This is a genomic window from Gallibacterium genomosp. 3 (genome assembly GCF_001678475.1).
Lineage (GTDB): Bacteria > Pseudomonadota > Gammaproteobacteria > Enterobacterales > Pasteurellaceae > Gallibacterium > Gallibacterium faecale.
This window is the reverse complement of the sequence record NZ_JTJR01000026.1, coordinates 58,566-73,849: the sequence shown is the minus strand read 5'-3', so window position 1 is coordinate 73,849 and position 15,284 is coordinate 58,566. Positions and strand designations below refer to the sequence as shown.

The following is a 15,284-nucleotide window of genomic DNA, read 5'->3' as shown; positions in this document are numbered from 1 at the left end:
TATATAAGAATGGTATATTTGCGCACAGATGTTAGCTGAAATTAAGGAAACGCATTCACAATGCAACACCATTCTCAACAACTCGTCCATTTTGTCGATGTTATTCACCAACAAAGTGAAAAATTATCTCAACAAACAGCATTACGCTATTTTGATGAACACCACCAACACCATGATATTTCTTGGCAAAACTTTCGCCAACAGAGTGAACAGTTGTCATTAGCTTTATTATCACTTGGTTTACAAGTACAAGATAAAGTAGGGATTTTTGCCCAAAATATGCCGCAATGGACTATTGCTGATTTTGCAATTTTACAGATGCGTGGTGTGACAGTGCCGATTTTTGCAACAAATAATGAATACCAAACAGAATATATTGTGAATCACTCTGATATGAAGGTGTTATTTGTTGGTAATCAAAAAGAGTATGATGTGGCGTTATCTATTGTGCCTCGTTGTCCGCAATTAGTAAAAGTGGTGGCAATGCAGCCATTAGATTTACGTGACGCTGAGATTGGTATAGATTGGCAAACTTTCTTACAATCGGCGACAACGGAAGCCCAACCAGAATTAACGCAACGTTTGCAAACTAAAACAATGGATGATCTGTTTACCTTGATTTATACCTCAGGGACAACAGGCGAGCCAAAAGGGGTAATGTTGGATTATCATAATCTTGCCCATCAACTCGCTACCCATAAGCAAACGTTAATGAATATTGACAGCAAAGATGTTTCCTTATCGTTCTTACCGTTATCACATATCTTTGAACGTGCTTGGGTGGCTTATGTATTGTCACAAGGTGCGGTAAATGTTTATTTATCGGATCCACAACAAATTAAGCAGGCGTTAGTGGCAGTTAAACCAACCTTGATGTGTGCTGTACCACGTTTCTATGAAAAAATTTATGCGGCTGTACATGATAAAGTGAAACAAGCGCCTTGGTTGCGCCGTCAAATTTTTTATAGTGCATTGCGGATTGGTAAACTTGCATTACATTATCGCCAAAAACAACAACCATTACCTGTTTGGTTACAACCATTACATAATGTTGCAGAACGTTTAGTATTTCATAAGTTACGTAACTTACTTGGTGGTCGTATTAGAATGATGCCATGCGGTGGAGCAAAACTAGAACCACAAATTGGGCGTTTTTTCCATCTAATTGGGGTCAATATTAAGTTAGGTTATGGTATGACAGAAACCACAGCAACAGTATCTTGTTGGCCTGATTTTGGCTTTGATTCTAACTCGATTGGAAAAGTGATGATTGGCACTACCGTGAAAATTGGTGAGGAAAATGAAATTCTCGTCAAAGGTGGCGGTGTGATGAAAGGGTATTATAAAAATCCAGAAGAAACTGCGAAAAGTTTTACTATGGATGGTTTCTTGAAAACAGGCGATGCTGGTTATCTTGATGAGCAAGGTAATTTATTTATGACTGATCGTATTAAAGAGTTGATGAAAACTTCAACTGGAAAATATATTGCACCGCAATTAGTAGAAGGTAAGTTCTTGCAAGATAAGTTAATTGAGCAGATTGCGGTGATTGCTGACGCAAGAAAATATGTCTCTGCGTTAGTCGTGCCTTGTTTTGATACGCTTGAAGAGTATGCGAAAAAATTAAATATCCAGTATCAGAATCGTTTAGATTTGATTAAACATACAGCAATTATTGAGATGTTTGAAAAGCGGATCAATGAGTTGCAAAAAGAATTGCAAGGGTTTGAGAAAATTAAAAAGTTTACTTTATTACCTCAAGCGTTCTCTACTGAGCTAGGTGAAATTACACCAACGTTAAAACTACGCCGTAAGGTGATTTTAGAACGTTATCGCCATTTGATTGAAAAAATGTATCAGTAGAAATCACTACTCCAACAAATAAAAACAGCTTAACTAGGTTTTAGTTAAGCTGTTTTTTTGTCCTCTCCTTATCTGTCTTATCATTCATCATTTTACTGCGTATTTTTGTGATTTTATGTGCTGATCACGCTTAGACATTGATTTTGGTTATTATCGTTTAGTATAGTTATCAGTTAAGTCTGTATCCCCTGTATAAGATAAAAAATTTAAGTAGATAAAGGAGATAGTAAGCATTATACAGCGATACCACGTTCATATTTTTAACTGGATTAATGCGTATATATGGAAGAAGAAATAAATACCTCTACCTCAGAATATTTAGGCTTTAAAGTAATAAAATATTTATTACTAGCTTTCATTATCTTTTTACTCGGGTTGTGTAGTCATATTGTTTGTGATGTATCGAGATCTGCATTGCCCGAAAAGGTATTTCCGGTTCCACTTAAAGCTGATGGTGCCACTTATGAATTTGAATATATTCCCCAAATACTAGTTTAAGAAGGCAAACTCTATTTCTATATAGATAATAATGACTATTACTTATGGAGAGAGAAATTAAACTTAGGAGATGAAGATTTTAGTGTAGGGTATGTTTTTACTATTCAAAGAAGAAAAATATAAGATTGTATTTAAAGATTTATCTACTGATCCAGAAATCAAACATTTAAGAATCTATTTAGGTTTAGATGGTGCTGGTGTGGATAGCGTCTATAAAGTTAAGACATAAACTTGCATTATTAAAAAAGAGAATTTGAATAAAATATAAACTACTTGATTATGGAATTTGTATGATTGTCTCTGAATTGAATAAAAAAACTAGAAAATTTACAGGTAAATGGTTTATTTTAACCATTTTATTAGGAGGAGCTTGGGCTTTGATATTTAAATTTCTTTTTTTAGATGGAAATTTATCTAAAGAAGTTTTAGTGGAAATACAACGCTATAGTTTAATAATTATGAGTGTGTTGTTTTCTTTGTTTTATTTTATTTTTGTCTGGAAGAAGTGTGGTTTCTTAGATTTTTTTGTTAAAAGAATTCATTATGATAATAAGGTAAAATATTTTTTTCTTTAGCAGTATTTTTATCTATCCTTTCATACTCTGTAATCTATGATATAGAGGAGTTATATAATACTGTGAAAGAAGGAGTAACAAGATCAGAAAGATTGAGTAATTTAACATTTTCTTTGACTTTTCCTGGTATATGGTATTTGACACATCTAAATTTACTTTTTACATGGCTTATTGCTGATTCATTAATTTTGGCTATGTTAATAGTTAGATACTTTTTTGATAAAAAGTATCGAGAAAGATATAAAATATTTTTAGATAATATTGTTAAAGAAAACTAAAGTTTGAATAGAATATAAACTACTTGATCAGGTGATTTGTATGCCATTATCTAAAATGAATAAAGAAAATAGACGACTTTCTAATAAGTTTCTTTTGTTAACAGTTTTGTTAGGGGGAGTCTGGTCGGTAATTTTTAATCTAATTTTTGTGAATAGGGAAATTAGTAAAGATATTCTAATTGAAATTTATCGTTATAGTTTAATCGCTATAGATACATTTTTTCTTTTTTTATATTTTTTTATTGTTTGGAAAAAATTTGGTTTTTTTACTTATTTTGTAAAAAGAGTTAATTATAACAGTAAAATAAAATTTTTTTTATTTTTGTTATTTGGATTTTTATTATTATCTATTATTTTCTTTGGTTTAGCATTATACAATTTGGATGAGATTTTTTATAATGTAGAAAATAGTGAAGAAATAACAAGAAGAGAAGTAATGAATAAAGCAATATTTTCTTTTAGTCTGTTTGGAGTATGGTATTTATCTTCTATGACTTTATTTTTTACATATCTTCTTTCTGACGCAGCAATTATATTTTGTTTAATAGTGAGATACTTTTTTGATAAAAAGTATCGAGAAAGATATAAGCACGAACTTAATAAACTTGAACAAGAGATTGGTGACGTAAATCAGAGAGAGCTTTGAGTTATAAAAATATCTAAACGGAATATTCAGAAGATAGCAATCACGAAAAGGTTTCTCAAGATCCTGATTATGTAAGAAGAGAATGTTATCTATCTTATCTATGGTTTGAACAACTTTTTACAAAAAAGAGGTTTTTGCCTAATCTTTGAACAAATCTAAATTGTTAGTAATAAGGCTAGCGTTGAATAAAAAATGAAAGGGATCTAATAATCACTAAAAATAATGAGAAATATTAGATTTCATCTAATTTAATCGGGAAAAACGTAAAAAGTAGCATTTTTTTCTTCTAATTAGCTCTTAATCTAGATAAACTTTCCGCCCTTAAAAATATTACAGTGTAGGAAAAAATAATGTTATCAAGAAAAGACATTTTGATTTTAGGCATGATGATTTTTTCACTGTTTCTTGGAGCGGGAAATATTATCTTTCCACCAATGGAAGGATATCATGCGGGTACAAATTGGTTATGGGCTGCGCTAGGTTTTATTCTTACTGGTGTATTTATGCCATTTATCACTTTGATTGTGGTAACTGTACGCGGTCGAGGGGAAGCCTTATCAACTGACTTACCACCTTGGGTAGGAGTAACGTTCTGGTCGATTTTATATCTAATTATTGGTTCAACGTTTGCTATGCCGCGTGTAACTAACGTGGCATATGAAATGGCGTGGTTGCCATTGAATATTTATAGCGGTGAATATTCACATATTATCTTTGCTGTAATTTTCAATTTAATTGGTATGGGATTTATGTTGAAGCGTAGCTCAATGATCTCAACCATTGGAAAATTTATGGCACCAATTTTACTGGTGTTATTAATCATTGTTGGAATTGGGGTAATTTATAATCCAATTTCTGCTATTGTCGCCCCATCAAGTAATTATGCGGAAGGTTCTGCATTAGTAACTGGTATGATTGGCGGTTATCAAACAATGGATGTGTTATCTGCAATGGCATTTGGAGGTATTGTCGCCCGTGCTTTTGCTGTAAATAACGTAACAGAAGCGAGAACGATAGCACGTTACACCTTAATAGCTGGAATAACGTCAGTGATTTTGTTAAGTGGGCTATATCTTTGCTTGTTCTATTTAGGGGCAACAGGTGATATGGTTGCAGCCACTTCAACTAATGGAGGGCAAATCTTCTCTCGTTATATCAATGCGTTGTTTGGTACGCCAGGATTATGGATTATGAGTGGTATTGTGATGTTAGCGAATTTAACCACATTAGTTGGCGTAACCAGTGCATGTGCGGATTATTTTTCACGTTTTCATCACCGCTTAAATTACCCGTTCTTTGTGATTTTATTTACTATTGCAACCATTATTATTTCAGAAACTGGATTAGATACCTTATTAAGAGTTACAATTCCAGCATTATTGTTGATCTATCCAGTTGCTATTATGTTGGTAGTATTACAGTTGTTACGTAAGAAATTACCAGTAATTAGCTGGAGTTACAATGCGACTATTGCTTTAACTACACTGTTTAGTTTATGTGATAGCTTAAAAAATATGGGAATTTTACCAGAAAGTGTTGAGGCGATTTTAAAACGCTTTCCATTCTATCAAGAAGGCTTAACTTGGTTGATTCCTGTGTTAGTGATGTTAATCCTGACAATTATTGTTGGTAAGTTAAGCGGTAAAAAAGCGTAATGATAATAAAGATGACCTAAAGTAATTTAGGTCGCCTGATTGCTGATAAACCTAAATTTTGTTTAATCAGCCTTTATCATTTTAGCTAGTCTGTATTGAGCATTTTTGTTAGTAAGCCTTTATCATTTTGGCCGGGTTAATTTGAGAGTTTTGGTTAATTGGTGTTTGTATTTTAGCCAATCAAAATTGACTATTATTTTGAGCTATTCATTTCTACCAAAATGTACTGAATATGATTCAAATGCTGAGTGATCGCTTCTCTTCATTTATTGAAGAGGAGTGAGGAGGAGATGGCATCTTTGCATCTCCCCTAGCCCCTCTTCAAGTCTGAAGAGAGGAATTGTAGTGGTACAACTACACATCTTAAATTTAGGATTATCAGCAGTCCGATGCTCTTGTTTTTTATATCTGAAAATAAATTTTTGTTATATCGCTAGCATTTTTTATATCAATCTTTTGACTTATTGGCATAATGTGCGATGATGAAATAATTATCAACAGAAACAAGAGGTTATTATGATTTATTTAGATAGTTTTCCAATTGGGACACTGTTTTTTATTATTCTGGTGATTGTATCCTTATTTTCGGCAGTAAAAACTGTGCCACAAGGATATCACTGGACAATAGAACGTTTCGGGCGTTATACCCGTACTTTAACACCTGGTTTGAACATTATTGTGCCTTTTATTGATCGTGTTGGACGCAAAATCAATATGATGGAGCAAGTATTAGATATTCCCTCTCAAGAAGTGATTTCTAAAGATAATGCAAATGTGTCTATTGATGCGGTCTGTTTTGTGCAAGTAATTGATGCACGTAATGCTGCTTATGAGGTAAATCATCTAGAACAAGCGATTATCAATTTAACCTTAACCAATATTCGTACGGTATTAGGTTCAATGGAGTTAGATGAAATGCTTTCTCAACGTGATTCTATTAATAGTCGTTTATTGGCGATTGTTGATGAAGCAACGAATCCTTGGGGTGTAAAAGTGACCCGTATTGAAATCCGAGATGTGCGTCCGCCAAAAGAGTTGATTGATTCGATGAATGCACAAATGAAAGCAGAACGGAATAAACGTGCGGAAGTATTGGAGGCAGAAGGAATTCGTCAAGCTGCAATTTTACGGGCTGAAGGGGAAAAACAATCTCGTATTTTACAAGCAGAGGGGGAAAGACAAGAAGCCTTCTTGCGTGCAGAAGCGAGAGAACGTGAAGCAGAAGCAGAAGCGAAAGCAACGCAAATGGTTTCTGATGCGATTGCAGCAGGTAATACACAAGCGATTAATTACTTTATTGCACAAAAATACACAGAAGCATTACAACAAATTGGACAAGCAGAAAATAGCAAAGTAGTGATGATGCCATTAGAAGCGAGTAATTTAATGGGATCTATTGCGGGAATTAGCGAACTCTTGAAACAAACAGGGTTGAAAAAATGATGGCGTGGTTTGCTGACTGGGGCGTAGTACACTGGCTAGTGTTGGCATTTCTCTTATTAATTTTAGAAATCATCGTTCCCGGTATTTTCTTTTTATGGTGGGGAATTGCTGGATTAATTATTGCTGCAATAACCTATTTTGTTCCACTCTCACTGGTTGTTAGTGTAGTTTTATTTGCGGTGATTGCCATTATTGCGAGCGTTGTTTGGTGGCGTTACCAGGCGTCTAAAAATCAACATGATGATTCAACAACATTAAATCAACGTGGTTTAGCAATGCTAGGTCAACAAGGTCGAGTGACTGCAATTTTAGGTAATAATACTGCTCGCGCTGCATTTGGCGATACAACTTGGCGTGTAGAAGGAAGTGATTTGCAGCTTAATGATCAAGTGGAAGTGGTTTCTGTACGTGGTATTACATTATTAGTTAGAAAATTATAGATATTAACCAATATCTCCATATAAAAAGAACCCCGATAGGTGAATAACTTATCGGGGGTTGTTTGTTGATAAAGATCTAATTAGAAGTTATCAATTAAGGCGTTTAATGTTGCACTTGGACGCATTGCTTTTTGTGCAAGTTCTGGATTTGGATGATAGTAACCACCCATATCAACAGCATGGCCTTGTGCATCATCTAACTCTGCCATAATAGCTTGTTCATTTTCGGCTAAGGCAGCAGCTAAAGGTTTAAATTGCTGTGCAAGTTCACTATCTTTTTGTTGTTGGCTAAGTGCTTCTGCCCAATAACAAGCGAGGTAATAGTGACTACCACGATTATCAATTTGTTTGACTTTGCGAGCAGGTGATTTGCCATTCAATAATAATTTTTCAGTCGCAACATCAAGAGCATCTGCAATAATTTGAGCACGTTGATTGCCTTCACGTTGTGCCAAATGTTCAAGCGAAACAGCTAAGGCTAAGAACTCACCTAAAGAATCCCAACGTAGGTGGTTTTCTTGTAAGAATTGTTGTACGTGTTTCGGTGCTGAGCCACCAGCACCTGTTTCAAACATACCACCGCCGTTCATTAATGGCACAATAGACAACATTTTTGCACTGGTTCCCAATTCTAAAATAGGGAATAAGTCAGTGAGATAATCACGTAATACATTACCTGTTACTGAAATAGTATCTTTACCCGCTTTTGCACGTTCAAGTGAAAGTTGGGTAGCTTCTACTGGAGAAAGAATATGTAATTCCACTTTGCTAGTATCAATCGCTGCAAGGGCTTTTTTAACTTTTTTCAAGACTTCACGATCGTGAGCACGATTCTTATCAAGCCAGAAAACAGCTGGAGTATCAGAAAGCTGTGCACGTTTTACAGCAAGTTTCACCCAGTCAGTTACTGGGGCATCTTTAGTTTGACACATACGCCAAATATCGCCAGCTTCAACAGTATGCTGCATTAGAACGTGATCATTTTGATCTAAAACTTTCACCACACCATCAGTAGCAATTTCAAAAGTCTTATCATGTGAACCATACTCTTCTGCTTTTTGTGCCATTAAGCCAACATTAGGTACACTACCCATTGTTTTTGGATCAAATGCACCATGTTGTTTACAGAATGCAATAGTTTGTGCATAGACGCCAGCGTAACTACTATCAGGAATGACTGCTTTGGTGTCTTGTAATTGACCTTGAGCATTCCACATTTTGCCAGAGCTACGAATCATCGCTGGCATGGAGGCATCAATAATTACATCACTTGGTACATGAAGATTGGTGATCCCTTTATCTGAATCAACCATTGCAAGAGCAGGACCATCCGCTAACGCTTGATCTACGGCACTGCGTACTTCAGCAGGGAGCTTATCTAAGTTAGCGATTAAATTACCTAAACCGTTATTAACATTAACGCCCACTTGATCAAGTAATGCACCATATTTTTCAAATACAGGTGCTAAAAAGGCTTTTACAGCGTGACCAAAAATGATGGGATCAGAAACTTTCATCATAGTGGCTTTCATATGTAAGGAAAATAGCACACCTTGCGCTTTTGCATCTGCAATCTCTTTAGTTAAGAAAGCAAGTAATGCTTTTTTGCTCATCATAGTAGCGTCAAGAATTTCACCTGCTTGTCCTTTTAAGGTTTTTAATACAGTTTGTTTACCTTGTTTATCTTCTAATACAACACGAATTTCGCCAGCTTGATCGAGCGTTACTGATTGTTCATTATGATAGAAATCACCAGAACTCATAGTAGCAACGTGTGTTTTTGAATCGGCAGCCCAAGCTCCCATACTATGAGGAAACTGTTTAGCATAATTTTTAACTGCTTTTGGTGCACGTCTGTCAGAGTTACCTTCACGCAATACAGGGTTTACTGCACTCCCTTTAATTTTGTCATAACGCGCACGAATTTCTTGTTCTTCTTCAGTAGCAGGTGAATCAGGATAATTTGGTACAGCATAACCATGAGCTTGTAATTCAGCAATAGCTGCTTTTAATTGAGGGATAGATGCACTGATATTTGGTAATTTAATAACATTAGCTTCTGGTTTAGTCACAAGTTCGCCTAATTGAGCAAGAGCATCTTCTACACGTTGATTTTCCTGTAAATAGTCAGGGAAATTCGCCACAATACGTCCAGCTAATGAAATATCACTAACAACCATCTCAATATTTGCCGGTTTTACGAATTTTTCAATAATGGGTAGGAAAGATAGGGTGGCTAAAGCGGGAGCTTCATCTGTGTAGGTATAGATAATTTTACTCATAATCACCTCTCTGATTAACTATTAATAAGTATGTGTTGTTTATTATTGACTTAATATTCATTAGAATATTTAAGGCTATTCCTACTGAAATAAGTTATTCCAGTTTGCTTAATAAATTTTAATAAAACGTTAAAAAATTTATATGTATTTGCTAAATTGCTGTCTATCTTATCATTTCATCATCAACTTTAAACCATAATCATAAAGATTTTTTAGCAAAGTTAATTTGTTTTCATCATTAGCATATTCAGCGGAAAGCTTTTCTAATTCAGCAATAAAGTTTTCACTATATTGTTCCAATTTGGTGCGACAATATTTTTGCCATTTCACCTGCTCAGCTCGAGAAAGGGTTTTATAAAAATGTCTTGCTCGATAGTGAAAAAGCAATTCGGGAATACGGGCATCTTGAAAACTTAAACTATGGTCAGCTAATTTTTCTGCAGGTAAGGTACGTAAAATTGCCAAATTGTTTTTATCTGAATAAGGATAAAATCCTGTATAAAGTGCAGTTTCAACATCGTCATATTGATTAGAATATTCATCGAGATAGATCTGATGTACTTTTTCACGAATATCAGGTCTTTCTTTTAATTTAGCGAGATTGTCTAGACAAAGTTGGCGATCAATACCGAGTCGCGTAGCAGTTTCAGGTAATAACGTTTTTGCAGGGGCTAAAATTGGACATTTATTAAGATGTACTAATTTTAATGGAACCGCTTTTTTACCTAGCTGTTCTAACTCTGTTTTCTTCGTATAAAGATTCTGCTTTAATGTTTCTGCATCAAGCGTTAATAAGTCGCTCAGATCGCTCGCAAGATCACAAAAGATAACTGCATTTTTATTAGTCGGGTGTGGTGCTAATGGTACCATCCAGCTGGTGTTGCCACGATAATTACCTAACATACCCGATACATGAACTAATGGTGTCATATTAATGTAATCAACAAGCTGTTCTAACTCTTTTTTACCTCGATTTTTAAAAAAGTAATCGAAAAGTTTTGGTTGTTTTTGCTTGATTAATTTTGCCATTTCAATCGTGGCATAAACATCGGACATGGCATCATGCGCATGGCTATGTTCAATCCCATTCGCTTTAGTTAATAATTCTAAGCGAAAGCTAGGCATCCCTTCGTCATCATAGACCCAGTTAATCCCATCTGGGCGTAAAGCATAAGTTGCTCGGACGAGATCAAGTAAATCCCAACGTGAATTGCCGTGACTATAACTGTATTCATAAGGATCAATAAAATTACGATAAAAAGTATAACGTGTCATTTCATCATCAAAACGGATATTGTTATATCCCATAATACACGTATTGGGTTGGCTAAACTCTGCAAGGATTTTTTCGGCAAATTCAGGTTCGCTAACACCTTGTTGATTACAAAGCTGTGGCGTGATTCCAGTTAATACCACCGCCGCAGGGTGCGGTAGATAATCATCGGTCTGTTTACAATAAAGAATAATGGGGTCACCAATAATATTAAAATCTTGATCAGTACGGATACCAGCAAATTGAGCGGGGCGATCTCGGGCAGGGTCTACGCCAAAACTTTCGTAGTCATAAATAAAAAATGAGAAATCAGTCATATTTTGGATTGAATTTAAAAATACAAAAAAATTACATCATGATTATAGAGAATGATAACTGAGGATAAAACCTCAAATTTGAGGTTAATTTGCCAGAAATAAGACTGTTTTTAAACAAATTTACTAAATTTCTGTGATCTCCCGCTAATTTTAAACATTAGCTATTTGATTTATCTGTTAACTTGGATAAATATGTAGCCAGTACAAGGCGATCCTGCCGTTGTATATTTTTAATTAAGTTAAAAAATCCATTATTCGAGGTTATTATGGAAATCGGTGTAGTTAAGTGGTTTAACAATGCAAAAGGGTTCGGTTTTATTTCTGCTGAAGGTCAACAAGGCGATATTTTCGCACATTATTCTGTGATCGAAATGGATGGTTATCGTTCATTAAAAGCAGGACAAAAAGTACAGTTTGAAGCTGTCCATGGCGACAAAGGCTCACACGCAATAAAAATTGTGCCAATTGTTGAATAATTATATCGCAATTACTTTCTGTATTAATTTTGTTTGAATGAACAAAATTAGCCAATAAAAAAGATACACTGGGGTAGTGTATCTTTTTTAGTTTTAGGCATTGATCTTATTTTTTATTGTAATAACCTGCCATTGCTTGATAAACCGCAGTTTCATTTTTAATCAAATTATATTTTTGATTTAAAATAGAGATTTCAGAGGCTTTTTCGGTATTCGCTGCGGATAACCAATCTTTTAATTCTGAAACGCCTGCATTATAACGATCACGATAATATTGACTAATTCTCTTATCGTAGTTGTATTTATTTAATAGATTGTCATAACTACGTTGTGATTGTTGATAAGCAAAATAGAGAGCATCAATTTCATTTAATGCAGTAGTAATACTTTGTTCAAAACTTAAACGAGATGCTTCATAAGTTGCTTCAGAAATTTTAACGTTCCATTTAACAGTTTGCCAAGAGAGGAATGGTAGAGTAATTCCTAACGTACCTACTCCCATTGGGTTATCACTGACATTATTTAGCTTAGTACCACTCGCTTGTAGTGTGCCAGCTAAACTAATGGTTGGGAACCAACTCTTTTGCATTGCTTTAGCATCTTTAAAGGTACTTTGTAAGCGATATTGAGCGGCACGAACATTAGGACGATTTGCAATAACTTCAACCGGAACGTTTAAATTTACCCCAGGCAATTTTACTTTCAATAAGGTTGGCAAAGCTAAATTGAGTGGTTCATTCGGTTTTAGATTTAATAAGTTGTGCAATGTTTGTTGTGCAGTTTTTTGTTGTGCTTGTAAATCAAGAAGTGTGTTGCGCGCTGTTAATACAGCTTGCATTGCTTGAGCACTACTTAATTGATCAATGACTCCGAAACGTTGTTTATTTTGCACCACCGTATTGATCTGATTGTAATAATTTACAGATTCTTCTGTGGCTTTAATCGCATCATTTAAATAAGCAAGACTATAATAGGTGTCAATCACACTATTAATTAAGGCTAAACGAGCGGCGGCGAGATCTTCAACGGTTGCTTTATGTTCCCATTCTGTGGCATCAGCTGAATCAGCGAGTTTACGCCAGAGATCAAGCGTATAACTAATACCAATTTGACCAGTATGTACAACAGTTGAATTACCCCCTTGTTTAATATTCTTACTGGCTGAGGATTCACTGCCGCCACTAAATGTTGGTACTAAATTTGCACCCAATAAATTTGCTTTGTATAAAGCAACATTGACGGCAACAGCACTTTTTGCTAAATCAAGATTATTTTTTAATGCAAGATCGATTAACCGGTTGAGTTGAGGATCGTTATATAATTTCCACCACTCTTCATTAACATTAAATTGTGAAGTAGCAGAAATATATTGTTCAAAATTTTGTTGGCTTGCATTAAATGAATCATCAATATTGGCACAGCCAACTAGAATAGTGGATAAAAGTAATGCCGCAGTAATTTTATTAAACTTCTTCATAGTTATCCTTAAAAATATATCCTTAGAAAATAGATAAAAATGTTATAAAAATTATAGCAATTTTCCCCATTTTCGACCAGTAATCACATCTGAAATTATTCCTAATATAAGGTAATTTACTCTTGAGATAACGCTGTAATTGGGTTCAGTTTGGCTGCATTTTGTGCAGGAACATAACCAAAAATAATCCCAATTAAGGTTGAACAGAGTACTGCGACAACAATCGAGAATGTAGAAAATAGCATCGTAAAATCGGTCATAAATTGATTAAATAATACACCAATTATGCCAGATAAACAGATACCAATAATGCCTCCGACTAAACAGACTAATACCGCTTCGATGAGAAATTGCTGTAAGATATTATGCTGTTTGGCACCGATTGCCATTCTGACACCAATTTCTTTGGTTCTTTCTGTCACTGATACCAACATAATATTCATCACCCCAATCCCACCGACAATTAATGAAATTAACGCAATCGAAGAGATTAACAATTTCATTGTATTGGTGGTACTTTTTATGGTTTGTTTAATCGTATCTGTATTTAAAATAAAAAAGTCTTTTTTGCCATGACGACTTAATAGCAGGGCTGTTACATTTTTTTCGGCTGCTGCCGTAGTAATGCCTTCGGATACTTTTACTGTAATTGAACTGATTTTTTTCTCACCTGAGATTTTATTCATTGCAGTAGTATAAGGAATCCAAATATTTAAATTTTCACTATTAATGCCCATGACATTAGAAGTATTGACCACACCAATAATTTTTAATGGCTTTTTATTGATCATAATAATTTGCCCAAGCGGATTATTATCTTTAAATATTCGGCGTTGGGTATTTTGATCAATTACCGCAACAGATTGATTTAATTTCACATCTTGAGCGGTAAATAGGCTTCCAAGTGCAGATTGAATCCCTTTTACATTAAAATATTGTTCACTAACACCTCGCACTTGAGCGGTGAATGCACTATTGCGATAAGTCAATGTCCCACTTACCGAACTATTTGGCGTTACGCTTTCAATATAAGGCTGTTTCATCAACATTTCACTATCAGCAACAGTAAGATTTTGCATACTTTCCGCTCGTCGATCACCAAAACCAGTACCATTGAAGATATCCATCGTATTAGTGCCAAGCGAATTGATATTTTGTAAGACTTTTTGTTGTGAACCATTACCTAAGGCAACCACACATACAACTGAAGTTATTCCGATAATGATTCCAAGCATTGTTAATAAAGAGCGCAATTTATGAGCGATAATCGCTTTAATCGACATATTAAGTGCTTCAATAAATTGATCACGATAAAAAGCAAAACCAGTATGATTATTTGCCTGACTAATTGGTCTATGTTGCAGATTATGATTGTTACGGTGATCTTGGATAATTTCCCCATCTTTAATTTCAATGATCCGGCTGGCAAATTTGGCGATATTAGGATCATGAGTAACTAAAATAATGGTGTGCCCTTCTTGGTGAAGTTGTTGCAAAATTTGCATTACCATTTCACCACTTTTCGAGTCTAATGCGCCAGTTGGTTCATCAGCGAGAATAATATCACCACCATTCATTAGTGCTCGAGCAATGCTGACTCGTTGTTGTTGCCCACCAGATAGTTGATTGGGCTTATTTTCCATTTTATTGGCTAGACCTAATTTATCGAGTAATTGTGCAGCTCGAGCTAATCTTTCCTCTTTTGCCATCCCTGTATAAACGGCGGGTAATGCCACATTTTCTTGAGCATTTAATGTAGGTAATAAATTGTAGCGTTGAAAGATAAAACCAAAACGCTGTTGGCGTAATTCCGAGAGCTGATCTGCTGTTAGTGTAGCGGTTTCTTGTTCAGTAATTTTGTATGAACCACTCGTAGGTGTATCTAAACAACCAATAATGTTCATTAAAGTAGATTTACCAGATCCAGATGTCCCAATAATCGCAATAAAATCACCTTGCTGAATATCAAGGTGAATGTTTTTTAGAATATGAACTCGGTTTTCTCCCTCGCCAAAAAATTTATTGAGGTTTTTGATTTCAATAATATTTTGCATAAAAACC

At 34.8% G+C, this 15,284-nt stretch carries 14 protein-coding genes; 10 read left to right on the top strand and 4 right to left on the bottom strand.

Annotated features, from left to right (window positions below):
• Positions 1-60 precede the first annotated feature (60 nt).
• The 9 genes from QV06_RS06775 (at position 61) to QV06_RS06740 (ending at position 7,398) form a co-directional block, all read left to right on the top strand.
• Positions 61-1,863 (top strand): AMP-dependent synthetase/ligase, encoded by a 1,803-nt coding sequence (locus QV06_RS06775; RefSeq protein WP_065237479.1) that lies wholly within the window; start codon positions 61-63, stop codon positions 1,861-1,863.
• Positions 1,864-2,145: 282 nt separating this feature from the next.
• Positions 2,146-2,361, top strand: a complete 216-nt coding sequence (locus QV06_RS06770) for a hypothetical protein (protein WP_065237478.1) — start codon at positions 2,146-2,148, stop codon at positions 2,359-2,361.
• Positions 2,362-2,452: 91 nt separating this feature from the next.
• The gene (locus QV06_RS11720; protein ID WP_156541999.1) at positions 2,453-2,590 is read left to right on the top strand and encodes a hypothetical protein; all 138 of its coding nucleotides are present in this window, start codon (positions 2,453-2,455) and stop codon (positions 2,588-2,590) included.
• Between the two features lie 61 nt (positions 2,591-2,651).
• Positions 2,652-2,936 carry a hypothetical protein gene (locus QV06_RS06765; RefSeq protein ID WP_065237477.1) on the top strand — a complete coding sequence of 95 codons (285 nt, stop codon included), beginning with the start codon at positions 2,652-2,654 and terminating at the stop codon, positions 2,934-2,936.
• A gap of 62 nt (positions 2,937-2,998) precedes the next feature.
• Complete coding sequence (locus tag QV06_RS06760) at positions 2,999-3,214, top strand: hypothetical protein (protein ID WP_065237476.1); 216 nt, start codon at positions 2,999-3,001, stop codon at positions 3,212-3,214.
• Between the two features lie 40 nt (positions 3,215-3,254).
• Positions 3,255-3,860, top strand: coding sequence for a hypothetical protein (locus QV06_RS06755; protein ID WP_065237475.1), 606 nt, complete (start codon positions 3,255-3,257; stop codon positions 3,858-3,860).
• 350 nt (positions 3,861-4,210) lie between these two features.
• The gene (gene brnQ / locus QV06_RS06750; protein WP_065237474.1) at positions 4,211-5,515 is read left to right on the top strand and encodes a branched-chain amino acid transport system II carrier protein; all 1,305 of its coding nucleotides are present in this window, start codon (positions 4,211-4,213) and stop codon (positions 5,513-5,515) included.
• 516 nt (positions 5,516-6,031) lie between these two features.
• Positions 6,032-6,958 (top strand): SPFH domain-containing protein, encoded by a 927-nt coding sequence (locus tag QV06_RS06745; RefSeq protein ID WP_065237473.1) that lies wholly within the window; start codon positions 6,032-6,034, stop codon positions 6,956-6,958.
• A complete protein-coding gene (locus QV06_RS06740; protein WP_065237576.1) occupies positions 6,958-7,398 on the top strand; it encodes an NfeD family protein in 441 nt (146 codons plus the stop codon). Before QV06_RS06745 ends, QV06_RS06740 begins: the two co-directional genes overlap by 1 nt.
• A gap of 80 nt (positions 7,399-7,478) precedes the next feature.
• Here QV06_RS06740 and QV06_RS06735 read toward each other — a convergent pair whose 3' ends face one another.
• Entirely contained in the window at positions 7,479-9,680 is a 2,202-nt protein-coding gene (locus QV06_RS06735; RefSeq protein ID WP_065237472.1) for an NADP-dependent isocitrate dehydrogenase, read from the bottom strand.
• A 171-nt stretch (positions 9,681-9,851) separates the two neighbouring features.
• The gene (sbcB, locus tag QV06_RS06730; RefSeq protein ID WP_065237471.1) at positions 9,852-11,270 is read right to left on the bottom strand and encodes an exodeoxyribonuclease I; all 1,419 of its coding nucleotides are present in this window, start codon (positions 11,268-11,270) and stop codon (positions 9,852-9,854) included.
• Positions 11,271-11,536: 266 nt separating this feature from the next.
• Here sbcB and cspD point away from each other — a divergent pair, with 266 nt between their 5' ends.
• Positions 11,537-11,746, top strand: a complete 210-nt coding sequence (cspD, locus tag QV06_RS06725; protein ID WP_065237470.1) for a cold shock domain-containing protein CspD — start codon at positions 11,537-11,539, stop codon at positions 11,744-11,746.
• A gap of 106 nt (positions 11,747-11,852) precedes the next feature.
• Here cspD and tdeA read toward each other — a convergent pair whose 3' ends face one another.
• Positions 11,853-13,223 (bottom strand): toxin/drug exporter TdeA, encoded by a 1,371-nt coding sequence (gene tdeA / locus QV06_RS06720; protein WP_065237469.1) that lies wholly within the window; start codon positions 13,221-13,223, stop codon positions 11,853-11,855.
• A gap of 116 nt (positions 13,224-13,339) precedes the next feature.
• Positions 13,340-15,277 (bottom strand): MacB family efflux pump subunit, encoded by a 1,938-nt coding sequence (locus QV06_RS06715; protein WP_065237468.1) that lies wholly within the window; start codon positions 15,275-15,277, stop codon positions 13,340-13,342.
• Positions 15,278-15,284 lie beyond the last annotated feature (7 nt).

Coding starts and splice junctions, on each gene's coding strand:
- QV06_RS06775 (WP_065237479.1), top strand. CDS start 61: ATGCAACACCATTCTCAACAACTCGTCCATTTTGTCGATGTTATTCAC.
- QV06_RS06770 (WP_065237478.1), top strand. CDS start 2,146: ATGGAAGAAGAAATAAATACCTCTACCTCAGAATATTTAGGCTTTAAA.
- QV06_RS11720 (WP_156541999.1), top strand. CDS start 2,453: ATGTTTTTACTATTCAAAGAAGAAAAATATAAGATTGTATTTAAAGAT.
- QV06_RS06765 (WP_065237477.1), top strand. CDS start 2,652: ATGATTGTCTCTGAATTGAATAAAAAAACTAGAAAATTTACAGGTAAA.
- QV06_RS06755 (WP_065237475.1), top strand. CDS start 3,255: ATGCCATTATCTAAAATGAATAAAGAAAATAGACGACTTTCTAATAAG.
- brnQ (WP_065237474.1), top strand. CDS start 4,211: ATGTTATCAAGAAAAGACATTTTGATTTTAGGCATGATGATTTTTTCA.
- QV06_RS06745 (WP_065237473.1), top strand. CDS start 6,032: ATGATTTATTTAGATAGTTTTCCAATTGGGACACTGTTTTTTATTATT.
- QV06_RS06740 (WP_065237576.1), top strand. CDS start 6,958: ATGGCGTGGTTTGCTGACTGGGGCGTAGTACACTGGCTAGTGTTGGCA.
- QV06_RS06735 (WP_065237472.1), bottom strand. CDS start 9,680: ATGAGTAAAATTATCTATACCTACACAGATGAAGCTCCCGCTTTAGCC.
- sbcB (WP_065237471.1), bottom strand. CDS start 11,270: ATGACTGATTTCTCATTTTTTATTTATGACTACGAAAGTTTTGGCGTA.
- cspD (WP_065237470.1), top strand. CDS start 11,537: ATGGAAATCGGTGTAGTTAAGTGGTTTAACAATGCAAAAGGGTTCGGT.
- tdeA (WP_065237469.1), bottom strand. CDS start 13,223: ATGAAGAAGTTTAATAAAATTACTGCGGCATTACTTTTATCCACTATT.
- QV06_RS06715 (WP_065237468.1), bottom strand. CDS start 15,277: ATGCAAAATATTATTGAAATCAAAAACCTCAATAAATTTTTTGGCGAG.